Source organism: Rathayibacter sp. AY1F2, assembly GCF_002930885.1.
In the GTDB taxonomy this organism is placed as follows: Bacteria; Actinomycetota; Actinomycetes; order Actinomycetales; family Microbacteriaceae; genus Rathayibacter.
In genome coordinates this window covers 1-19,254 of the sequence record NZ_PSVG01000019.1, presented here as the reverse complement: position 1 = coordinate 19,254, position 19,254 = coordinate 1, and the positions used below count along the sequence as shown (strand labels likewise).

Below are 19,254 nucleotides of genomic sequence, written 5' to 3'. Positions count from 1 at the left end.
CTCAGTCATCCGACTTCACCGTTGCGAACATCTCAGCTAGTTCGCCCATGAGTTTCTCTACGGCGGCGTCGATCTCGGCAAGCGGCCGCGGCTGTGCGGGAACGAAGAAGATCCGTGTGAACGGAATATCGGTTCCGTCCTTCGCTTTACTCTCGTCCCACTTCGCGTCCGGTGCGAACGGCAATACCTCTCGCTCCATGTGACCCCCTATGTCCTCGCTTCGCGGTACCCGCTCGGTGATCTTCCAGCCGTCCGCGATGACCGGATTTCCTCTGCGGTCGACTGCCAGCGGCGCCGAGTCGTCGGGTTTGGCGAGGGCCTTCATGGCTGCGTCGATTAGCCCGACCGTAGTTTTGAGCCCAGCTGCCCTCGCCGCCTGCGGGAACGACGTCGGCAGTTCGTTCCACGGCGTGCCGTCCAATGACTTGAGGACTGCGAGGTGACCGTCGGTAAAGTCACGCCGGGTGCAGAGCGTCGCAACGGTCCCGTCGTCAAAGTGCGTTGTGAAGCGTACTTGCTTGTATACGGGCACATCGCGGAACATGAAGTCCTCGGGCGTCATCACGCGCGAGATTGTCGGATCCGCGTACTCGAACGCCTCGTAGGCCTCCAGCAGCTTGGCACGGTGGTCCTTGCTCACCTCGCGGCGCTTGTCGCCCATGGGCTTGCGCAGCGAGTCCCACTGCCCGGACCCATCGATGAGCTGGATCTTGCCCTCGCGCTTCGAATCCTTGTTCGCGTCGAGGATCCAGACGTACGTCGCGATGCCGGTGCCGTAGAACATGCTCGTCGGCAGGGCAATGATCGCGTCGATGAGGTCCTCTTCGAGGAGCCACTGGCGGATCGAGTTCGGCCCGTTGTCGCCATTGAACAACGGCGATGCGTTAGATACAACTGCCGCACGGCCGCCCTGTCCGTTCTTGTCGGCTGGACTGAGCTTCGATGCACAGTGGGCGAGGAAAAGCATCTGACCGTCGGAGGTGCTCGGGAGGCCGTGGCTGAAGCGCGATCCAGGTGCCTTGGCTTGCTCCCGCACCGACGACTCCTCGACCTCCCAGTCGATTCCAAACGGCGGGTTCGAGAGCACGTAATCGAAGGTCTGCCCTTCATAGAGATCCTCAACGAGCGTGTTGCCCTTCTTAATCGCATCGGGTCGACCACCTTGGATCAGCAGGTCCGCCTTGCCGAGCGCGAAAGCGGACGGCATGAGCTCCTGACCGTAGAGGGTTACGTCGACCTTCTCGTTGGTGCGCCTCAGCGCCTCCTGCGCGATGAGCAGCATGCCACCCGAGCCTGCCGTCGGGTCATAGACCGAGCGAGCGGCATGGTCGGACGCGATGGTGTCGTCGTCGTTGCTAATGAGCACGTCGACCATGAGCCGGATGGCGTCTCGTGGGGTGTAGAAGTTGCCCGCGGCCTTGCCCTTCTTGTTGAAGGCCCGGTACATGACGTCCTCGAAGACGTCACCCATGCCCGTATCACTAAGCTCCTTCGGCCCGAGCGGCAGCGTTGAAAAGTGTTTGACGACGGCGTGAAGGCGGTTGGCGTCGGCGAGGACCTTCGCTCGGCGGTTGAAGTCGAACGAGACCCAGATGTCAGCGACGTTGTTCGAGAAGCCGTCGATGTAGCTCTTAAGCGACTTGTCCACGTTGTCGTCGACCGAGGCGATGGTCGCAAGGTCGAGCAGGGAGATGTTGTAGAAGCCCAGGCCGAACCGGTCTTTGACCGCAATATCGATGAGGTGCGGAGGCATGCCGGAGAGGGTTTTGACATACTTGATGACGTTGTCCTTGCTGTCGGCCAGCATGCACTCGAGTCGACGAAGGACCGTGAACGGCAGGATGTAGTCCCCGTAGTCCTCCTCATCGACGATGTTGCGTAGGTACTTGTCTGCCGTGTCCCAAACGATCCGTGCCGTGGTCTTCCTGGATGCCTCTGCCGACTCGGTCATGTGTACTCGTTCCTGCTTGTCACGGTTGTCGCCTGTATCAAGAATTTTACATAGGACTGTATCAGAATCGCGTCATTGGTCCGCGCCTGCAGCCTGCTCGGGCCGCTCGATGATGCGCTCATGCCCGCGACCCTGCGGCTGCGGAGGACCGTCGTGCGGGCGTGAGCGAATCGCGCGCTGGTGTCGAGAAGGATGCATCGACGGTCATTCGGGCGCTGTTCTGCGCTTCGGGGACGCCAGAGAGCGCATTGTCTCGGCGGTTTGTGCGCGGCGCTAACGCTGTCGTTTGATTTCACCCTCCACCCGAGCTATGCCCCCTCGGCGGTCGGCGCTGAGGCCTGCTCTGTTGGAACTCAGCACGCAGGTCATCGGCGAGACGACCAACCACGCCGCTCCCCCACCCGTGCTCGTCCTGCTGGCGGAGAATCTCGTGCCCAATGCTCCAGTACAGCTCGATCAATTGCGTGTTGACCGTCCGCTGCGCCGTGTACTGCGCCGTACGGACTCGCTCCTTGAGCCGAATCAGCACGATCGCGTAATCGGCGGAAAGGCTGACAGCGTCGGAAGGCATGAAGTCGATTCTCCCGTTCTCAGCGGCCGTGTTCGGACCGTTCGATCTGGCGGCCTTGCCCACGTCCGCCGCGCGTCGACGGGACTCGTGTGCGCCCTGCGGGGGCTGCTCCACGAGCGGAACTCGCGAACGACGCGTCCATGGTCATCAGTGCATCCACCTGCTCCTGCGGGACGCCCTGGGCCTGCATCGCCGCTGCGGTGTGCGCCCGGCGCTCAGCGCTGTCGTACGCGAGTTCCCCGTCGGAGCGGGCTGAGGCCGAGCGCCCCTCGCCAGACACCACAGGAACGCTGTCGGCGGCGCTACGGCCATCGCGGTCGTCACGGTAAAGCGCGACCTGAGCTCGAGCATCCTCAGCCAAAGATCGCAGCTCGTCGGAGCTCTGTGTGAGAGTCCCGCCCGCCTCGGCGTCGCGGTCGTACTGGGCGGCCTGCTGCTCGAGCTCGTCGGCGCGACGCCCAGCGTCGATCGGGATCTCCGTCGGAGCGACCTGGGCGGATGCGTCGTTGGCGCGGTCGAGGCGGTCGGCCTCAGCAATCATTATCTGAGCTTCGGTGACGTCGCGCTTAGACTGGGCCCGTTCGGCATCTGGCACGACAGCGGATCCGCCGGCTTGCTCGGTGCGCCACTCCTGCACGAGTGCCGCGCGGGCGGCTTCGGCCACGGCCGGGTCCGCCGGCTGCACCCGTCCGTTGTCATCGAATGCGACGGCCGTCTCGACGCGGTAGTCCTGGTAGCCGACCGGATCGTTGGCGCGCTTCCACTCCTCGGCGACACTCAGCTCGAGCGCGGGGATGTCGCCGGCGACCGCCGCGCGGTAGTCAGCGACGAGCGCACGTTCGGCCGCGGGGCTGGGCTCTCGGGCGTTACCGACAGTCATCGCGAGACGGTCCTCGTCGTGACGGTGGTACCCCTCGGGCGCTGCGGTGGTGGCCCAATGCTTCGCGAGGTCCAGCTCGGTCGGGGTGTCGCGCGCGATGCCCTGCAACGTGGCGACGTCGACGCCGTAGCGCTCCTTTGCCTCCGACGCGATCAAGGCACTAACGGACGCGATCTGCGGGTCCGCGTCCTTCCACGCGGCCGCCGTTTCCGCGACGCGGGCGACGTCGCGCACGCTCGCCTGATCCCACCACTGGGAATCGTGAACGATCGACACCGCCTGACGCGCGGATGCCCGCTCGCCCTCGTAGCGGGCTGCGAGCGCGCGTGCTTCGATCGCACTGCGCTGCTGCGCTTCTCGCATCGCGTCCTGGTACGCGCGGGCCAGCTTCTCGCCGAGCTGGATCGCGATAGTGAGCGCGATCCGCGCGGACGAGTTAATGGACTCCTCCACGCCTCCGTCGTCGTCAGCCATAGTGATTCCTCCCCTTCACTGGTGTCGATCTAGCGGTCGCGTCCGTCGCGCTCTCGCGGCTCGATGCCGTGCTGCGGGGCAGCGGTTGAGGTGACGTTCGGCTCGGCCTTCGCGAGCTTCGTCGGGACGGGAGTCCCGGTCGCGAAGCTCGCCTGCACCGTCTTGCGGGCGCGGCGGGTGTCTTCAGGTAGGGCGTCCCAGGCGTTCTTCTGGATCTGCGCGCTGTAGCCCTCGTGAACCGTCTTCAGCTGGTTCCGGATCGTCCCCGCGAGCTCGCGCGTGCGGCGGGCGTCGCCGGCGGCCTTGTGAGCGTCCATGATCGCTCGCGTGGTGCGCACGATCTGGCGCAACAGCATGGCCTCCTCGGCAGCCTTGTTCCGCTTCCCGGCGGTCGCGAGGATCAGCATCGTCGAGCCGGCCATCGACGGCATCCCCACCGGCCGCGGCGTCGACTCGTACGCACGCAGATGCGCGGAGCGGGCGAGGGTCCGTGATGCTTCAGCGAGCGGCCCGGGTGTCGGCTCGAGGCGCCTCGACCAAGCGGCGTAGGCGCCCGATGCTTCGCGGGCTGCGTGCGCCCACGTCGCGCGATCGGAGGGGTCCACTCGACTGAGGTAGTCGTGCAGCCGCCCCATGTCCTCCGCGTAGGACGAGTAGAGATCACTGGAGAGCTCGGTCGATTCGCGGCCGGGCGCGACGGGCTCGTAGCGCCACGGGTTCTTTGCCGTTGCGCGCCACTCATCGACCGCTGTCTGCGCGGACTGTGGTGAGTCCGGCCAGCCTTTCCGCAGCTCCGGGAGAGTGAGATCTCGAGCGAGCTTCCCGCCCCCGTGCCACACCACGCGCGTGCCCTTCTCGGGACGCAACGCGACCGAGTAGCCGGCGACGACGTCGTCGCGGCCCGCCGCGTAGCGCGGGCGGATGAGCACGCCGGCCTGGCGCATCCGGCGTACGAACTCCGCCTCGTCCGCCGACGCGGATGCCGACGAGCGGACCGCGCGCTCGAGCCGGTGAGCGTCGACCTCGACCGCGCCGCGGCGCTGCGCGGACTCGCGCGCGCCCGGCTGCACGCCGCGCTCCCCCAGCTCACGCTCGGGCGCGTGCAACGGTTCGAGCCCGTACTCCTTTTCCAGCTGCCGACTGACCCTCTGCGAGAGCGCCTTGTCGTAAGCGACGTGCGCCTTCGTCCCGTCGGCGCGCACCGCGGAGACAGCGATATGGATGTGGTCGTTGCCGTTCTTCGACAGCCCGTGCCGCACGGCAATCCACCGGCAATCAGCCTTCCCTGAGGACTCACCGGCGAACCCCATCCGGTCCACGAAATCGGTCGCGATCCGTCCCCACTGCTCATCGGTGAGCTGCCCCTCCTCCGCACGCAGCGAGAGGGAGCAGTGCCAGACGTCAGCGGCGACGCGCTTGCTGCCGATCTGCTCGCCGGAGTCCTTGTCGAACACCTTCTCCTGGCGGGTCACGTCTACACCGAAAAAGTTCTTGTACTCGTTCAACTCCGCCGCGATCGCGGCAGCCTCCGCCTGATCGAGGACGCTCTCCCCGTGCATCGCCATAATCGCCGGGTCCCCCGCGATCAAGTGCTGCTCGGTGTGCTCGTTCGCGCGCCCCTCCCCCGCGAGGTAGCGCACGAGACCGCCCATGTCCCCGCCGTACGTGACGTTCGGGATCACTGGCCGGCCAGTCGTCGCAGCGTCTCGTTCACCCGCGGCACCAGCGCCCGGTACTCCGCCGCCACCTGCACTGCTTCCTCAGGGAAACGGCCCTCGGTGTTCGCGAAGCGAGCGAGCTGATTCATGTTGCTCGAAAGACGCCCCATCAGCGTCCGCAGCTGCATCAGCTCCGAACCGACCGACTTCCACTCCACGTCCGAACGCACCTGCGGATCGATCGCCGCCTCGAACATCAACCGCGGCACCGTCACATCCAGAACCTCGGCCCGAGCACGCAACATCGCATCCTCATCCGGGGACACCCGCACGACGTACTTCTTCTCCCGACGCTGCTCCGGCGGAACGTTCGGACGACGCTTCCGACCGAACAACCGGCTCGACTCCGTCATCACATCCCCGTCCTTCGGCCCAGCGCAGCGAACCCGCCAGCCAGCGGGGACCATACGACCAGTATGCTCACCGGCCCAGCGCAACGCCAGGCCGCCAAGCAACTTAGGGTACCTAAGTCGACAGCTTGCTCCTCCGATTGAACCGATAACACTTCGACACCGCAGGTGGTGGGCGCTCGATCCGCGCAGCAGGATCGGGGCATGACAGGCGCAGCGCGCGCCGTTAATCTGCGGGGCATGGCAGACAAGATGATCGACCCCGAATCCGCAGCAGCGTCCGCACGCGAGATCCTCGAGCGCTCGGTCGAGGTGCGTGTGAACGCCGTCCGGTCGTTGGTCGCCGCGACCAACGACGTCGACGCGGCCGAACAGCAGCTCAAGGACGCCCGCGACGCGCACGGCAAAGCATGGGACGCTGCGCTCGCCTCCGGATGGAGCGACAAGGATCTGCGCGCAACCGGCGCCCGCGCTCCGGGCAAGAGCGCTGCGCCTGCACGTGCGCGGCGCAGCTCCCGTATGACCGATCCGGCGGAGCCGACGCCGGTCGATAACGAACACCACGACTAGATCGCGGACGCCCCCTGACCACCTGTGCACAGTCCAGCTCTCTCCTCCGGGCTGGCCTGCACACAGGTGGACAGCGGGACCCCGACCGCACCACAGGCGCCCGGCAGGATGACGGAGTGAGCATGACCGAGGACAAGGATCAGCAGTTGCGCACCTGGGCGTTCGGAGACGACGCGCGATCCGCCGCCGTCGAACTCCTCATCCGCTCGGGCCTCGCGGACGAGACCGCCCCGTGGGTGCTGCACGATCGCGCGTGGGACACCTGGGCGATCGACTTCGACGTCCTGCTCGCCGCGGTGACAGCCGCCGCCACAGGCGCCACGGCGGCCGAAGTCTGGACCACGACAGCGCTCGACGCGCACCACTCCACCGCCGACCTCACCCCGTCATCACTGAGTGTGCTGCGCGTTGCTGGCGCACTCAGTAGCGGCGCCTCCCTCGAACTCAGGACGGCACTTATCGACCTCGACCACGATGCGGCCGAGCTGGTCCTGATTGCGATGGCGCACGCGGCCGGCTTCACCCGCGTCACCGTCACCGACGAACCCGAACGCGCCGTGCGGCCACCCCTCGCGGTCTGGCCCGAGTAGGGCGTCCATCGACGTCCCGGAGCGTCGCTAACTCGACTGCGGGCGCGCGGATCAGGTCGCCCTCGAACTCCGCGATCATCGCCAGCACGTTGAACGGGAGCCGCCCGATCGGGTCGTTCGGGTCGTGCAGCGACCCGCCGATGTTCAGGCGCACTTCCCTGCGCGTGAGCTCGTCCACGATGTCGCGTGCGTCGGTAATCGAGCGGGTGAGCCGGTCGAGCTTCGTCACGAACAGAGTCGAGCCGGTGTCGCACGCGGCTAGGGCCTCGCGCAGCGCGGGCCGCACGCGGTTGCTGCCGGTGAGGCCGACGTCAACGTAGATCCGCTCCGCCGGCACACCGGCCGCGACCGGCGCGTCGCGCTGCGCCTGCGCGTCCTGCTTATCCGTCGAGACGCGGGCGCCTCCGACAAGCTCATGACGTCCGCCTACGACCACCAACCGGGCCTCACGCCGACCGCCCCTCTACGGACCTCGAGCTGATCGCGGTCAAGATCGCACTGAACCTCGCGTCATCGGCGGCCTTCATGCCGTAGAACGAACGGTCACCGTAGGGGGCGAGCACGACCGATCCGCCCTCCTCGAGGACGACCTCGATCGCCCGCCGGATGAAGAACCGGTCGAGCAGCGGAGTCGGCCGGACGGACGCGACCCGCGACCACGGGAAGGTGACCCGCCGCGCATTCGCCTGCGACAGGATGCTCAGCCCGGTCTCGTCCAGATGAACGACCGGGTAGGACCCCATGCTGACGTCCGGGTCCAAGCCCCTCACCAGCGACCGCAGCTGCTGATGGTAGACGCACGCGAAAGCCTCCCTCGAGGTCCCGGGATCAAGTTCCGCCACCCTCCGCGCGGATCGCCCGGCTGACGCCCTCGCCCAGAGGAAGAGCCCCACCGCCAAAACCACTAGAGCCCCATCGATGACAGCGACCACCGAATATGACCCGCTCCGGCTCAGAACGAAGAAGTGCTGCGCGACGACGGCACCGACCGCGAGCACGAGCGGAAACCAACGAACCCGGAGAGCAGGAATCGCAGAAACGGTCACGGCATTGGTCATTTGTTCCTCGCTTGTCGCCGAAGTAGCGCCGCAGTCTTCCAGTCCAGATGCGGCTCGCCCGCCTCCCGCAGGATGACACCGGTTCTCGAATCCACCGTAGGAACCGTGATGCGCCCGAACCCCAGGGTCGTGTAACTGGCTTCCTTCTCAGCGGTGACCCTGGATGTGCCGATCGCGAGACAGATCATTGACCAAGCGAGAGCGGCGAAGAACAGCACCAGCGGCACGAAAAGGGGCAGACGCGATCCCGGAGGAAGGACCGCGAACCCGATGACGAGCCAGATCCAGGCGATCGCCTGGGCGAGAGTTCCCCACCCGGTGTTGAGAACACGTGTACGCGCAGACCACCCGGGCAGCACTTCCACCCTCCCCGGCACCAGCGCAGGTTCCCTCTCCGCCCCCGACATCACGCGCCCTCCGTCGGCAGCGCCAGGGCGACGGCGCCAGCGGCGCGCGCATCAGCCCGCTGCACCGCCCGATAGACCGTCGAACGCGCGACCTTGAACTCCGCCGCGAGCTCGGCAACGGTGCAGTTCCCGGCACGATGCTCTGCGACCAGATGCGCCTCGATCTTCGGCGACAGCTTCGGCTGACGTCCACGCAGACGCCCCTTGGCCTTCGCGACCTTCATCCCCTCACGCGTGCGGGCGCGAATCAGGTCCCCCTCGAACTCCGCGACCATCGCGAGCACGTTGAACAGCAGCCGGCCGATCGGATCCTCCGGGTCGTGGACCGATCCCCCGATGCTGAGCTTCACGCCACGGCGGGTCAGCTCATCAACGATGTCGCGAGCGTCTGTGATGGACCGCGCGAGCCGGTCGAGCTTCGTCACGAGCAGAGTCGATCCGGCGTCGCATGCCGCCAGCGCTTCCCGCAGCGCGGGACGCTCGCGGTTCCGGCCCGTCAGACCGGAATCGACGTAGATCCGATCGGATGGGACGCCGGCCGCCCGGAGTGCGTCGCGCTGCGCGGTCGCATCTTGCTTGTCGGTTGAGACGCGGGCGTATCCCACGAGAGCTGCCATGCGCTCAGTGTGTCAGTTGACGCCCCATCATCGGGCATTTCATCGGGCGGGTCTATTGCGACGAACAGCGCCGCGAGATTCCGGTCTCATTGTCAGTTCTCGAGGTCCTCTGCACAGATCTTCGAGGTCGTCTGCCCAACTACCGGAGCCGTCATTTGGAGCCTACGCCGGTGTCAGCGAGCTGCGTCTAGGTGCTCTTGCGTCCGAGGACGCGAAGGCCGTCCGGCCGCACTTCGCCGGTTGGCGAGACGTGGCGGTAGAGCGTCTGGCGCGAGATGCCGAGTTCTTTGCAGAGGGCGCCGATGTTCGTTTCCGGCTTGCCCATCGATGCCATCGCGAGTCGCACCTTGGCGGGCGTCATGGTGAACGGGCGCCCTCCGACCCGACCGCGTGCTCGTGCTGACGCGAGGCCCGCCATGGTTCGTTCGGAGATGAGCTCGCGCTCGAACTCGGCGAGGGCCGCGAAGATCCCGAAGACGAGCTTGCCGGCCGCGGTGGTCGTGTCGATCGCCGCCCCCTGCCCCGTGAGCACTTTCAGTCCGATGCCGCGAGCGGTGAGGTCATGGACGGTATTCACGAGGTGGTGAAGGTCGCGTCCGAGCCGGTCGAGCTTCCACACCACGAGCGTGTCGCCCTCACGGAGCGCTTTCAGGCACGAGAGCAGACCCGGCCGATCATCCTTCCGGCCGGACGCGAGGTCGGCGTACAGCTGCGCGTCATCGACGCCGGCCGCGAGCAGCGCATCGCGCTGCGGATCTGTCGTCTGCGTTCCATCGGTCTTCGAGACGCGCATGTACCCGACGAGCATCGCGGACCCCTGTCACTTATACGGCCGAATACGTGACGCCGTGCTGATGAGATGGCGCGCCGAGCGAAGGCGTCACGTAACTTGTCACTCATTCTAGGTGTCGTGAACGGCCCGAATTAGGTTCCGTGACGGCGGGTAGTCGCGTACGCGGCCTGGGCGCACCGGCCAGAGCGTCGTACGTTGGGCGCATGCACGCGCGACCCGACTCTGGCCGTGAAAGGCGACTCCTCTGGCGGGGTCCGCTCGCTCTTGCAGCCGCCGTGATCCCGCTCTCCGGTTGTGCCGCTGACATTCCTGGGCCGTCGCCAACCTCGCCCATTGTCGCTGCAGCACGGCAGGACACGCGGCCGCTGTTTGACGAGGCGATGGCGGTGGACGCCGTGCCTGGCGTGCGAGAGGTGGCACGGGCGACGGAGGACTGGTGCTTCGGAGAGGGAGGATCCGATCAGATCGGCGAGTCAGGGTCAGTGATCACGACGGTCTGCCGACTCGACGGAGGAATCGTCTACGCGGTGGACGGCGCCGATCAGCTCGCAGCGGCCGAAGCCGTCGACAGATTCCTCGCGACCAACGGAATCCACGGCACAGGAGTGAGAGTCGTTGATTCTCTGGTCGGCGTCGACCTACTGCAAAGCGGCGACATCTCCGGTGGTGGTGGTCGTGGGCTTCCCGGTGGAGGTGCCAACGGGACGGCTACCGTCCGGTGGACTCTCGTCGCCGCCTCCCGATTGCAGGTCGATGGCCTCCCGCTCCCTCAGGGCTTCAACCGTCAGTCCTACGAAGGGTCGATCACCGAGTCGACTCCAGCGGATGTGCGCGCAACGGATGCCTCTTTCGCCCTGACTGTCGATTTCGGTTGGCGATATTTCGCGGGTACCGGTGACGGGTCCCTTTCCTCGCCCTGACGGCTAAGCGATTCCCATGCGAGACGGACCGCAGAAGGTCGGTCTTGCGCGATGCTTCGATGGCCTAGAGGCTGGATCCGCGACCGTTCGACCAGCGTCGCCTTGGCTCGACAGCAAAGGAGATCGCTCTGACTGAGGACGCGGTGATCCTGGTTCCCACCTACTACGACGTCGCATGGATCGTCTTCTCGATCCTCAGCGTCGCTCTTCCCATCGTCTCGATCGTGACTCTCATCACGACGAAGACCCTCACCAACGCTGCGCGCGTCGGGTGGACCGTCGTGGTCGTGCTCCTGCCGATCTTGGGCTCGGTGGCGTGGCTCATCACCCTGTGGGCGAGCCGTCGGTTCCGTGTTGCTGATCAACAGGTACTCGATCACCTGTAACAGCAGCTCGGCTGGCGACATGTCCCAGGTATGAGCCCACCACAGTCCGCCCGCGAGGCGAGCTTCTCCGAGCTGTACGAGCGCGAGTACGTCAGCGTCGTCCGGTTCCTGAGGCGTCGCACTGACCCCGAGCGCGCCGCAGACCTCGCGCACGAGGCATTCCTGATCGCCTGGCGCCGACACGACACCGCGCCATCGGAAGACGAGCCCACGCGTGCGTGGCTGTTCACCATCGCCCGCAACTGCCTCCTCAACGACCTCCGCAGTCAGCACCGCACCGCCGCCCTCGCGATCCGGGTCGCCGCTCACACCGACGCGGCCGCGCGGTCGCCGGAGGACGCGATCGCGACCCGGCTCGACCTCTACCAGGCGTGGCAACAGCTCAAACCGCAGCACCAGGAAGCGATCGCTCTGACGGCCTGGGAAGGACTCGACTCCCCCTCCGCGGCCGGAGTGCTCGGCATCACCGCCGTCGCCTTCCGGCTCCGACTTCACCGAGCACGCACCGCATTGCGGGCGCTGCTCGATCCCCCTTCGCACCAGCACCACGCCGACTCGCCCGCCTTGGAGGCATCATGACCACGCCCGAACTCCTCGCCACGAAAGACCTCGACCCGGCCGCCCACTACGAGCTCGACGACCCGGCTCGCGAAGCCGCCGCAGCGCGGCTCCAGATGATCCTCCACAGCGACCCGGTGGCCGCTCGAGAGCCCGCCGCTCGGCGCCCTCGGGGATGGCAGGTCATCCTTCCCGCCGGGCTCGCGGCCGCAGCGCTGGGAGTCGCTCTCGCCTTCCTGCCGTCCGGTGTCGACTCCCGCGCGTACGCCTCGTGGACGTCGACCGCAGACGTTGCCAGCGCGTCCGATCTGACCGTCGCCGGCGAGGCGTGTGCGTCAGGTGATGCGCAGCAGCTCGAACAGCCGGAGATCGGAGAACGGCGCGGCGACTGGGTCATGCTCTTCTACACGACGCCAAGCCAGCGGGCATGCCTCATCGAGATCCCGGCAGGGACGAGCGCTGCCGGGAGGGCGCTCATCAGTTCCACCGGAAGCGAGAGCGGCTTCACTCCGCTCGCTGACGAATACACGCAGGGCGGCATCAGCCAATTCGCCGGCGAGAACCTCCCGCCCGCTGTCTTCACCAGCGGCGACGTCGGCTCGGACGTGACCGGACTCACCATCCGCACCGACGACGGCACGAGCGTCCTCGCCACGGTCGCAGACGGACACTGGGCAGCGTGGTGGCCGGGAACCGGCCTTACTGAGGGAGGCGAGACGGGCCGCGGTGGACCGGAGCCGACCTTCACCGTCACGCTCACCCTCCGCGACGGAAGCACCATCACCGACGCCAGAGAATCCTTCAACCAGCCCTAACCAGCGCGTGAATTTCCGCGACCGACGTTAAGAACGAGCCTCGGCCGGACACGTCGGTAGTGACGAGCAATCACCGAGGGGGAACCGGCATGGACGATCTGGACGATCTGGTGCGACGAGCTGCGCCGCCGGCGCTGGGCGAGGATCCGGCGGCCGCCGACGCCGCGCGCGGCGTTGCCAGGGCGGTGGCCGTGAGACGTCCGCCGCGACGCGCGTGGTTCCGCTCCGGAGTCGGAGCGACGGTTCTGGCGATCGGACTGGTCGGAGTCGGAACCACGGCCGCCGTCGCGGGGCCGTCGCTGCTGGAGTGGGTGGGATGGACTCCGGACGTCGCTGTGCAGCGCACGTTTGAGCTCGCTGAGGGTGGCGACATCGGCACCTGCGCGGTCGTCGCCCGCATCCAACCGGAGTACGGCGGCGGGCTCTCCGACGAGGAGACCGACGAACTGACCGAGAGGGCCCGCGAGTTCCTCGCGCAGCACGACTGGGACCCGGTGATCGCCCGTGTCACTCCGGAGGACATCGAGGCGGCCCTGGCATCGAATCAGGCGGGGATCGATGAGGCGAACGCTGCGGCGGAAGCCGCCGGCCGTCCGGCAGACATTCCGGACGCGAGCCCCGGGGTGATCGCCAGCTCCCTCATGGGCGACGAGATCCGGGATGTGCTCGAGGAGGCCGGCTACTTCACGACCAGCACCTCCATCGAGATGGCGGGGCAGTGCGACAGCGAGTCCCCCGGGACTACCGAGTGATCGCGCGACGCCGCCGGTCCGACCAAGACGCAGCACTCGAGAGCCTTCACGCCGCGAACGCAGCGGATCTGCTCAGCTACTTCGGCCGACGAGTCGCCGTTCCCGCTGACGCCGCTGACCTTCTCAGTGAGACCTTCATCGTCGCGTGGCGACGCATCGAGCAGCTGCCCGCCGACCCCGAGCGGGCACGCATGTGGCTCTTCGGCGTCGCCCGCCGAGTCCACTCGAACGCCGCACGAGGAGCCCTGCGACACGACGACCTCACGCAGAAACTCCGCCAACACTTCGACACCCACCGACTCGATCCCGTCGACGCGGACACCCTCGACATCCGAACAGCCCTCGACTCCCTCCCGGAGAATCAGTCTGAACTGATCCGGCTCATCCTCTGGGACGGCTTCACCCTCCCCGAAGCCGCGACAATCCTCGAAATCAGCGAATCGACCGCACGCGGCCGACACCAACGGGCCAAACTCCGACTTCAAGCCGTCCTCCGACCACGCGAACACCATCGAGGTCCTACCAATGACTGAGCAAGTGACGGGCGCCGGCACCGGTCTGCGTGCGGCGATCACGCTCGTCGCGCTCCTGGGGATGATTTTGACTCCGCTGGTCTTCTTGTACCTCTCAATCCAGGAGACCGGCCTCCGGCTCCCCGGTGCAGGGTCACCCACGCCCGAGCAGACCGAAGCAGCCAAGCACTGGCTAGCAACCTCGGGCGGATCCGCCATTCTCAGCGCCATCGCCATCTGGGTACTCACGGGAATCCGCGCTCAGAAAAGCTCGCGGAACGGCTGGGAGATTTTCCTCAGCGTGCTCGCGGTGCCCGCACTGCTGCTTGGCACGGCTCTCATGGTTTTGTTCGCGTGAATCACCGGTCACCGATGCGGAAGAAACTCGGTCCGCGCGCTCCGGTCGCGATGCTCGCTGTGACGGCCGTCGGCGTGCACCTGGTTCCCGGCTTCCTCCTCGTCCACGCGTTCTACATCGGTTTGTTCGGAATCGACCTCGGAGCAGGAGCCGCTTACCCGAGCAGTCACGACGTTTCCCGAGCCCGCGTCGAAGCAGACCTCTCCGCGGTCATCATCGGAGTGTCCGTGGCTGCCGTGGTCGTTCTGGCTGCACTCCAGCGGCGACACCCGCCGCTCGCCCGCGCCGTGCTAGCGGTGGAGGCGCTGATCGCTGGCGCCGTGTTCTCGTTCTTCTTCTTCCTCGTCCGCGTCAACTTCGCCCATGTCGCGGGTTAGACCACTTTCTACGCTGGCCGAGCGAACGCACGCGAAGCGTGGGAACGGCTCGTCGGCGCACTCCGGCAGACTCTTCGAGAGGATCGCCTGACTCGCTGAGCGTCCGCGACCGGTAGACCACCCCCATATGGGACGCCGCGGCCGAGCGCGGCCGGCTAAGCGACGGCTCCTCTCAATCGGCAGACTGTCCTGGTGTCCTCTACGAAGAAGATCCGAGCACTGCTAACCACTGCTCAGCGCGACCAGTCGCATGTCACGGTCCGTTTCGCGTTCGGGAACCGCGAGGCGATCGACGGGTTCGTCGTCGGTCTGGGCAGGAAGTGGGCGCTCCTCGCAGTGACGATGTCTGGCGGGTTCTTCGACGGGTACGCCGCCGTCCGGCTCACGGAGATCGCACGAGCGCTCCCGAACCGTTTCTGGGAAGCACGATTCTCGCGTACCCGACCGGAGTGGCCCCCTCGCCCGCCCGCCGATCGCCCCGCGATCGATCTGGACACCACCTCGGGGCTCTTGCTCCGGGTGAGTCGGCGCAGGCGGAGGGCCAGCTCTCGGCGGTCGGCGCGTACGACTGCACGCCGACGACCGCAACGACTGTCCGGGTGCTCATCACCTCAGACGGCGCCGGCCCAGGAATCGACACTCCGGCCAATTTTGAGGTCTGCGGCGGGGACGGTCGCAGTGACTTCACGACCGGGCCGCTCACGCCGGCGTCCTGACTCTTCAAAGAAACGAGTGGGACGTCGCATACCCTGGGCCTGTGGGGACATTCTCGAAGGCCCGAAGCACCATCGCACTGGCAGCGTGCTTGATCGCCATCACGGGATGTACACCTCAGCCGATACCGCCGGCTCCGGTGCCGTCAACGGACGACAGCTCCGAGTCAGCGCTAACCGGTGATCTTGGCGTGGCAACGTTCGCGGGGAGCGATGGGACGGCCGGCACCGTCCGTTTAAGTGCTGCCGATGGTCGGCTTGCTCTTGCGTCAGACGAGCTCGAGATTCCCGCCGCGACAGCATCTTCCTCCGGTTTCGTCGCGATCATGGCGGCCCTGGATCCCGTCGATGCAGGTGCCACCTGTTTCGACGTCGATTTCCCGATGTATCTCGCGGATGCGGAGTCAGGGAAGCCCTACAAAGCGTGGCGGAACCTCGCAGATGTCCACGGCGACCCGACAGCGATCGATCAGCTCGTCATCACCACCCAGCATCAGAGCGAGCTCGACTGCGCGACGAAGATCATTGCTGTCGCTGACGTCCAATGGAGCGTGAAGCCTCAACGTAGCGATCTCGTCGCCCAGGACGCCGGCCCACGTGCAGCAGCGCGCGGCGAGACGACGTCGACGGACGGAGTGCCGACGTCGTACATGGTCGCTCGCAACGACCTCGCAGAGGACGTCGCGGCACGATTCGGCATGACGGCCGATGACCTGTTCTACCTCAACCCGTTCCGCTTCCCTTCTGACGAGATTCTGCGTGTCGGTGAGGAGCTGAACCTCTCTGTCGCTGCGCGGTGACCTCCACGCGGGGCACTCGATGCCGCGCGTGACGTTTCGACTCTTGGTCAATCTGGTGGAGCGCAGTGCATGATGTCCCGATGAACGTTGGAGAGTTCCCGCGGCTAGATGGAATGGTGCCCATCGTCTTCGCCCCTCTTGGGCCCATCGTGGGAGTCATGTCCTCCATCTACATGTGGGACCCGAGGGAGACGTGCGAAACCCGCGGGGGACGCAGCCTGAGCGGAGAGAAGCTCCTCTGGAATAGGCTGCTCGGATGGTTCAGTAACTAAGGCGGCGGGTAACTAGCATGACAACTTCTTTCTTCATGGCCATACTTCTGCCATTTTTTATCTGGGTACTCTGGCTAGCGATAGTTCGCAGGAAGGACGGTGGAACTCTTCCTTCTCGCCTCGCATGGGCACTAGCAAGCGGCATCGGAATTCTAGTCATGTTTGGAACGGCAACATCCAAATTTGCGGAACCAGCCACAGATAGGAATATCCTCACGAGCGACATGTCCTTTGCTCGTCTGGATGGATACTTTTTAATCGCTGGCGCAGTAGTTTCCACCCTTGTTCTGCTGGTTCTTTTCTTTGCATCAGGTGAAGGAGGGGGCGATGCTCATACGCAACCTGAAAAGTCACGGAAAACCGAAGCAGACGCTTCTCGTAAGCTGGGGGACGACTGGTAACATCACCTGCGAGCTTCGTCCGACTACGTGAGGTGATGGCTTTCTGAGCCACAACCACTTCGTAGGCTGACTAGGTACGGCGACTGGCCGAAAGATGACAGCCAATCGCGTCGAGTTCCTCTTCGGCGCACTGCTCACCGGCGTCCTCGTAACCGCTTGGGGATACCAACTGACGATCGGAACAGCGGCGATCGCCTTCACGGCAGCCGACCTCATCGTCCTGCTCTCCCCCTTGCGCGACGCCCGCCACGAGGACCCGGACATCGTGCCCGGGCACGATCAGGACGCGATGAACGGGACGCCCCACTAAGCGATCCCCATACGGAACGGCGTCGAGCATCCCTTGCGAGAGTCCCACCAACCGGTGGCGACGCGATGCGAACGCGAGCAGGGTTGTCGAATGGCTACACGACACCCCAAACGCTGGAACCACAACGTCCACTACCAGCAGCGGATCCTCGAGGAAGTACCGGCCGATGCGCGCACCGCGCTCGACGTGGGAACCGGGGAGGGGATCATGGCGGCCGAGCTCCACACGATGATTCCCGCGGTGACAGGTCTCGACCTGGACCCGCTCGTTCTCGAACGAGCCCAGGAGGAGGACCCCGGTGTGAACTGGGTGCAGGGCGATCTGATGACGTCTCCGCTCCCGCCGGCGTCGTTCGACGTCGTGACGGCGATCGCGACCATCCACCACCTCCCCGACCTCGACCGAACACTCCGACGCCGGGCGGAGCTGACCGCCCCCGGAGGACTTGTCGGAGTCGTCGGGCTCGCCAGAACCTCTACCCCGCGCGACGCGCTCTACGACCTCGCCGGCCTCCTCCAGCACCGCGCGAAGATGCACCGTCACAGCGCGCGGGAGCACAGCGCCGCCACGGCTGCGCCGGTCCGCACGTACGCGGAGATGCGACGCAGCGCCGACCGGATCTTGCCTGGACACCGATGGGCCCGGTTGCCGATGTGGCGCTACGTGATGACGTGGCGGAGGCCGCGGTGACCGACCCCAGAACGACAGGTGAAGGAGAATCGTCCGCATGCCCCTCACCGTTCTCGTGCCGGCCGAGGTCGCGTCGCTCCGCGACTTCCTCGCCGAATCGGACCTCACCCTCTCCGGGCTCGACGCTCCCAACGTCCGCCTCTGGATCGAACGGGACGATGACGGAACCGTCGTCGGCAGCACTGGCTTCGAACTGAGCGAGGACGGCGGGCACGCGCTCATTCGCTCCGTCGCCGTAATCCCCGGTCGACGACAAAGCGGTACCGGTACACGACTCGCCACCCACGCACTGACCCAGGCAGCAGCCGAAGGCGCCCGCCACGCTTGGCTGTTCTCGCGCCGCTCCGGCCCGTTCTGGCAGAGACTCGGCTTCACGCCTGCCGACCGAGACGACCTCGCCACACTGCTCGCCACCACCCACCAGGTGCAGCTCTTCCAAAAGACCGGGCAGCTGGACCGAGAAGTCGCATGGTCACGACCCCTCACCTAACCGTCCCGTTGATCCATCCCGATACAGGACAGCTCGCGGCTAACGGGCGGGGGTGGTCAAGCGGATGCCGAGGAGAACGAGCCCCGCCGTCACCGCCGCTACGCCGAAGGCGACGGCGGCAGTGGCACCCACTGACCCTGAGGTGAGCGAGCCGATGAGGGTGTGGTGCACGTCGGGCCATTCGTTCGCCGAACTGCTCATGGCTTCTGCGTCGGTGACATCGGCGGCATCTCCGCGACTTCACTGATGCCGTTACCGGGTTTTGATTCCCAGGCCCACGTCTCCTTCATCCGGAGCCGGCCAGCTGAGTCGGTCGTGATCTCGGAAACGCAGGATCCCGTCGAGGTCTCGCCGTCCTCGTTGAGCTGGCAGTAGCGGAACGCCACCGTGTCACCGGTTCGAGTGCCGACAAGGAATCCCCGCCGGACTGCGCCGCCGGCGTAGGTGGCCCACACCTCGCCGTCCGCTTCGTGGTAGTCGAAGACAGTCTCAGGTCCTACTTCGCCGCCGACTGTGTCGCGGACAGCCGCGAAGCGGTAACCGTCAAGAGAGGGCAATGAGCTCGATGCGTTCATAGGAAAAGACTAGGGACGAAGTGACGGCAACTCCGGGGCAGGGGATCTACCGCGTCCAGTGCAACATCTCCGGCGAGGAAGATCATGCGCGAGCCGGCGGGAACTGTCGCGGCGTACGCATACTGCGCTGCGCCGGAGAGGCTGTTGGAGCGGATGAGGCTCACTACTGAAGTCACTGGCGTCACGCTCCGCTGTCGTCGGCCCAACGAGTCTTCCACGGCCGGGCACCAGATCGGCCCGGTGAACCATCCCCTTACGGGACGCCAGATCGCGCTCGTCCGCCTTGCTCGCCGGAGCTTCGATGCGAAGGCGACTGCGGCCGTCAGCGCGCCCGCGGCAACACCCC

At 66.2% G+C, this 19,254-nt stretch carries 27 protein-coding genes; 15 read left to right on the top strand and 12 right to left on the bottom strand.

The window, feature by feature from the left end:
• Nucleotide 1: 1 nt before the first annotated feature.
• From C5C54_RS13550 to C5C54_RS13530, 5 genes are all read right to left on the bottom strand, one after another.
• The gene (locus C5C54_RS13550) at nt 2-1,951 is read right to left on the bottom strand and encodes a class I SAM-dependent DNA methyltransferase (protein ID WP_104288544.1); all 1,950 of its coding nucleotides are present in this window, start codon (nt 1,949-1,951) and stop codon (nt 2-4) included.
• A gap of 292 nt (nt 1,952-2,243) precedes the next feature.
• Complete coding sequence (locus C5C54_RS13545) at nt 2,244-2,522, bottom strand: DUF1016 N-terminal domain-containing protein (RefSeq protein WP_104288543.1); 279 nt, start codon at nt 2,520-2,522, stop codon at nt 2,244-2,246.
• 19 nt (nt 2,523-2,541) lie between these two features.
• The gene (locus C5C54_RS13540; protein WP_104288542.1) at nt 2,542-3,876 is read right to left on the bottom strand and encodes a hypothetical protein; all 1,335 of its coding nucleotides are present in this window, start codon (nt 3,874-3,876) and stop codon (nt 2,542-2,544) included.
• Nucleotides 3,877-3,905: 29 nt separating this feature from the next.
• On the bottom strand, nt 3,906-5,516 hold the full coding sequence (locus tag C5C54_RS13535) for a relaxase/mobilization nuclease domain-containing protein (protein WP_181127896.1): 1,611 nt from the start codon (nt 5,514-5,516) through the stop codon (nt 3,906-3,908).
• Nucleotides 5,517-5,554: 38 nt separating this feature from the next.
• On the bottom strand, nt 5,555-5,947 hold the full coding sequence (locus tag C5C54_RS13530; RefSeq protein WP_104292870.1) for a plasmid mobilization relaxosome protein MobC: 393 nt from the start codon (nt 5,945-5,947) through the stop codon (nt 5,555-5,557).
• A 237-nt stretch (nt 5,948-6,184) separates the two neighbouring features.
• Here C5C54_RS13530 and C5C54_RS13525 point away from each other — a divergent pair, with 237 nt between their 5' ends.
• Both C5C54_RS13525 and C5C54_RS13520 read left to right on the top strand, forming a co-directional pair.
• A complete protein-coding gene (locus C5C54_RS13525; protein ID WP_104288539.1) occupies nt 6,185-6,514 on the top strand; it encodes a hypothetical protein in 330 nt (109 codons plus the stop codon).
• A gap of 116 nt (nt 6,515-6,630) precedes the next feature.
• Entirely contained in the window at nt 6,631-7,104 is a 474-nt protein-coding gene (locus tag C5C54_RS13520; protein ID WP_104288538.1) for a hypothetical protein, read from the top strand.
• On the opposite strand, the gene C5C54_RS13515 is transcribed toward C5C54_RS13520, so the two are convergent.
• The 5 genes from C5C54_RS13515 to C5C54_RS13495 form a co-directional block, all read right to left on the bottom strand.
• Nucleotides 7,049-7,540: a recombinase family protein gene (locus C5C54_RS13515; RefSeq protein ID WP_104288537.1), complete on the bottom strand. Its 492-nt coding sequence runs from the start codon at nt 7,538-7,540 to the stop codon at nt 7,049-7,051. The two genes, C5C54_RS13520 and C5C54_RS13515, sit on opposite strands and share 56 nt — an antisense overlap.
• Before the next feature lie 10 nt (nt 7,541-7,550).
• Nucleotides 7,551-8,162 carry a hypothetical protein gene (locus tag C5C54_RS13510; protein ID WP_104288536.1) on the bottom strand — a complete coding sequence of 204 codons (612 nt, stop codon included), beginning with the start codon at nt 8,160-8,162 and terminating at the stop codon, nt 7,551-7,553.
• Nucleotides 8,159-8,572, bottom strand: a complete 414-nt coding sequence (locus C5C54_RS13505; protein ID WP_104288535.1) for a hypothetical protein — start codon at nt 8,570-8,572, stop codon at nt 8,159-8,161. Before C5C54_RS13505 ends, C5C54_RS13510 begins: the two co-directional genes overlap by 4 nt.
• Entirely contained in the window at nt 8,569-9,186 is a 618-nt protein-coding gene (locus C5C54_RS13500) for a recombinase family protein (protein WP_104288534.1), read from the bottom strand. The genes C5C54_RS13505 and C5C54_RS13500 overlap by 4 nt, the downstream gene beginning before the upstream one ends.
• 187 nt (nt 9,187-9,373) lie before the next feature.
• The gene (locus tag C5C54_RS13495; RefSeq protein ID WP_104226407.1) at nt 9,374-9,994 is read right to left on the bottom strand and encodes a recombinase family protein; all 621 of its coding nucleotides are present in this window, start codon (nt 9,992-9,994) and stop codon (nt 9,374-9,376) included.
• Nucleotides 9,995-10,365: 371 nt separating this feature from the next.
• On the opposite strand from C5C54_RS13495, the gene C5C54_RS17655 reads away from it, so the two are divergent.
• The 13 genes from C5C54_RS17655 to C5C54_RS13440 all read left to right on the top strand — a co-directional run bounded on the left by C5C54_RS17655 (nt 10,366) and on the right by C5C54_RS13440 (nt 18,333).
• Nucleotides 10,366-10,899 carry a hypothetical protein gene (locus C5C54_RS17655; protein WP_146078838.1) on the top strand — a complete coding sequence of 178 codons (534 nt, stop codon included), beginning with the start codon at nt 10,366-10,368 and terminating at the stop codon, nt 10,897-10,899.
• Nucleotides 10,900-11,042: 143 nt separating this feature from the next.
• Complete coding sequence (locus tag C5C54_RS13490; RefSeq protein ID WP_181065431.1) at nt 11,043-11,285, top strand: PLDc N-terminal domain-containing protein; 243 nt, start codon at nt 11,043-11,045, stop codon at nt 11,283-11,285.
• Between the two features lie 30 nt (nt 11,286-11,315).
• Nucleotides 11,316-11,864, top strand: a complete 549-nt coding sequence (locus tag C5C54_RS13485) for an RNA polymerase sigma factor (protein ID WP_104250049.1) — start codon at nt 11,316-11,318, stop codon at nt 11,862-11,864.
• On the top strand, nt 11,861-12,658 hold the full coding sequence (locus C5C54_RS13480; protein ID WP_104250050.1) for a hypothetical protein: 798 nt from the start codon (nt 11,861-11,863) through the stop codon (nt 12,656-12,658). Before C5C54_RS13485 ends, C5C54_RS13480 begins: the two co-directional genes overlap by 4 nt.
• An 89-nt stretch (nt 12,659-12,747) precedes the next feature.
• Complete coding sequence (locus tag C5C54_RS13475) at nt 12,748-13,410, top strand: hypothetical protein (protein ID WP_104250051.1); 663 nt, start codon at nt 12,748-12,750, stop codon at nt 13,408-13,410.
• Nucleotides 13,377-13,943 (top strand): RNA polymerase sigma factor, encoded by a 567-nt coding sequence (locus tag C5C54_RS18535; protein ID WP_104288533.1) that lies wholly within the window; start codon nt 13,377-13,379, stop codon nt 13,941-13,943. Before C5C54_RS13475 ends, C5C54_RS18535 begins: the two co-directional genes overlap by 34 nt.
• The gene (locus C5C54_RS13465; RefSeq protein WP_104250053.1) at nt 13,936-14,280 is read left to right on the top strand and encodes a hypothetical protein; all 345 of its coding nucleotides are present in this window, start codon (nt 13,936-13,938) and stop codon (nt 14,278-14,280) included. Before C5C54_RS18535 ends, C5C54_RS13465 begins: the two co-directional genes overlap by 8 nt.
• 14 nt (nt 14,281-14,294) lie before the next feature.
• Nucleotides 14,295-14,657 (top strand): hypothetical protein, encoded by a 363-nt coding sequence (locus C5C54_RS13460; RefSeq protein WP_146078837.1) that lies wholly within the window; start codon nt 14,295-14,297, stop codon nt 14,655-14,657.
• A 904-nt stretch (nt 14,658-15,561) separates the two neighbouring features.
• Nucleotides 15,562-16,170, top strand: a complete 609-nt coding sequence (locus C5C54_RS13455) for a hypothetical protein (protein WP_104288532.1) — start codon at nt 15,562-15,564, stop codon at nt 16,168-16,170.
• Between the two features lie 289 nt (nt 16,171-16,459).
• Nucleotides 16,460-16,843, top strand: coding sequence for a hypothetical protein (locus C5C54_RS17650; RefSeq protein ID WP_146078836.1), 384 nt, complete (start codon nt 16,460-16,462; stop codon nt 16,841-16,843).
• Nucleotides 16,844-16,937: 94 nt separating this feature from the next.
• Nucleotides 16,938-17,153: a hypothetical protein gene (locus C5C54_RS13450; RefSeq protein ID WP_104288531.1), complete on the top strand. Its 216-nt coding sequence runs from the start codon at nt 16,938-16,940 to the stop codon at nt 17,151-17,153.
• 90 nt (nt 17,154-17,243) lie between these two features.
• On the top strand, nt 17,244-17,843 hold the full coding sequence (locus C5C54_RS13445) for a bifunctional 2-polyprenyl-6-hydroxyphenol methylase/3-demethylubiquinol 3-O-methyltransferase UbiG (RefSeq protein ID WP_104288530.1): 600 nt from the start codon (nt 17,244-17,246) through the stop codon (nt 17,841-17,843).
• A gap of 37 nt (nt 17,844-17,880) precedes the next feature.
• Complete coding sequence (locus C5C54_RS13440; protein ID WP_104288529.1) at nt 17,881-18,333, top strand: GNAT family N-acetyltransferase; 453 nt, start codon at nt 17,881-17,883, stop codon at nt 18,331-18,333.
• 39 nt (nt 18,334-18,372) lie between these two features.
• Here C5C54_RS13440 and C5C54_RS18025 read toward each other — a convergent pair whose 3' ends face one another.
• Both C5C54_RS18025 and C5C54_RS13435 read right to left on the bottom strand, forming a co-directional pair.
• Nucleotides 18,373-18,534 carry a hypothetical protein gene (locus C5C54_RS18025; RefSeq protein ID WP_181127894.1) on the bottom strand — a complete coding sequence of 54 codons (162 nt, stop codon included), beginning with the start codon at nt 18,532-18,534 and terminating at the stop codon, nt 18,373-18,375.
• A complete protein-coding gene (locus tag C5C54_RS13435; protein ID WP_181127893.1) occupies nt 18,531-18,908 on the bottom strand; it encodes a hypothetical protein in 378 nt (125 codons plus the stop codon). Before C5C54_RS13435 ends, C5C54_RS18025 begins: the two co-directional genes overlap by 4 nt.
• Nucleotides 18,909-19,254: the final 346 nt, after the last annotated feature.

What these genes read in the sequence shown, in the direction of transcription:
- C5C54_RS13550 (WP_104288544.1), bottom strand. Translation starts at nt 1,951, where the DNA reads ATGACCGAGTCGGCAGAGGCATCCAGGAAGACCACGGCACGGATCGTT.
- C5C54_RS13545 (WP_104288543.1), bottom strand. Translation starts at nt 2,522, where the DNA reads ATGCCTTCCGACGCTGTCAGCCTTTCCGCCGATTACGCGATCGTGCTG.
- C5C54_RS13540 (WP_104288542.1), bottom strand. Translation starts at nt 3,876, where the DNA reads ATGGCTGACGACGACGGAGGCGTGGAGGAGTCCATTAACTCGTCCGCG.
- C5C54_RS13530 (WP_104292870.1), bottom strand. Translation starts at nt 5,947, where the DNA reads ATGACGGAGTCGAGCCGGTTGTTCGGTCGGAAGCGTCGTCCGAACGTT.
- C5C54_RS13525 (WP_104288539.1), top strand. Translation starts at nt 6,185, where the DNA reads ATGGCAGACAAGATGATCGACCCCGAATCCGCAGCAGCGTCCGCACGC.
- C5C54_RS13510 (WP_104288536.1), bottom strand. Translation starts at nt 8,162, where the DNA reads ATGACCAATGCCGTGACCGTTTCTGCGATTCCTGCTCTCCGGGTTCGT.
- C5C54_RS13500 (WP_104288534.1), bottom strand. Translation starts at nt 9,186, where the DNA reads ATGGCAGCTCTCGTGGGATACGCCCGCGTCTCAACCGACAAGCAAGAT.
- C5C54_RS13495 (WP_104226407.1), bottom strand. Translation starts at nt 9,994, where the DNA reads ATGCTCGTCGGGTACATGCGCGTCTCGAAGACCGATGGAACGCAGACG.
- C5C54_RS13485 (WP_104250049.1), top strand. Translation starts at nt 11,316, where the DNA reads ATGAGCCCACCACAGTCCGCCCGCGAGGCGAGCTTCTCCGAGCTGTAC.
- C5C54_RS13480 (WP_104250050.1), top strand. Translation starts at nt 11,861, where the DNA reads ATGACCACGCCCGAACTCCTCGCCACGAAAGACCTCGACCCGGCCGCC.
- C5C54_RS13475 (WP_104250051.1), top strand. Translation starts at nt 12,748, where the DNA reads ATGGACGATCTGGACGATCTGGTGCGACGAGCTGCGCCGCCGGCGCTG.
- C5C54_RS13465 (WP_104250053.1), top strand. Translation starts at nt 13,936, where the DNA reads ATGACTGAGCAAGTGACGGGCGCCGGCACCGGTCTGCGTGCGGCGATC.
- C5C54_RS13460 (WP_146078837.1), top strand. Translation starts at nt 14,295, where the DNA reads ATGCGGAAGAAACTCGGTCCGCGCGCTCCGGTCGCGATGCTCGCTGTG.
- C5C54_RS17650 (WP_146078836.1), top strand. Translation starts at nt 16,460, where the DNA reads ATGACAACTTCTTTCTTCATGGCCATACTTCTGCCATTTTTTATCTGG.
- C5C54_RS13450 (WP_104288531.1), top strand. Translation starts at nt 16,938, where the DNA reads ATGACAGCCAATCGCGTCGAGTTCCTCTTCGGCGCACTGCTCACCGGC.
- C5C54_RS13445 (WP_104288530.1), top strand. Translation starts at nt 17,244, where the DNA reads ATGGCTACACGACACCCCAAACGCTGGAACCACAACGTCCACTACCAG.
- C5C54_RS13440 (WP_104288529.1), top strand. Translation starts at nt 17,881, where the DNA reads ATGCCCCTCACCGTTCTCGTGCCGGCCGAGGTCGCGTCGCTCCGCGAC.
- C5C54_RS18025 (WP_181127894.1), bottom strand. Translation starts at nt 18,534, where the DNA reads ATGAGCAGTTCGGCGAACGAATGGCCCGACGTGCACCACACCCTCATC.
- C5C54_RS13435 (WP_181127893.1), bottom strand. Translation starts at nt 18,908, where the DNA reads ATGAACGCATCGAGCTCATTGCCCTCTCTTGACGGTTACCGCTTCGCG.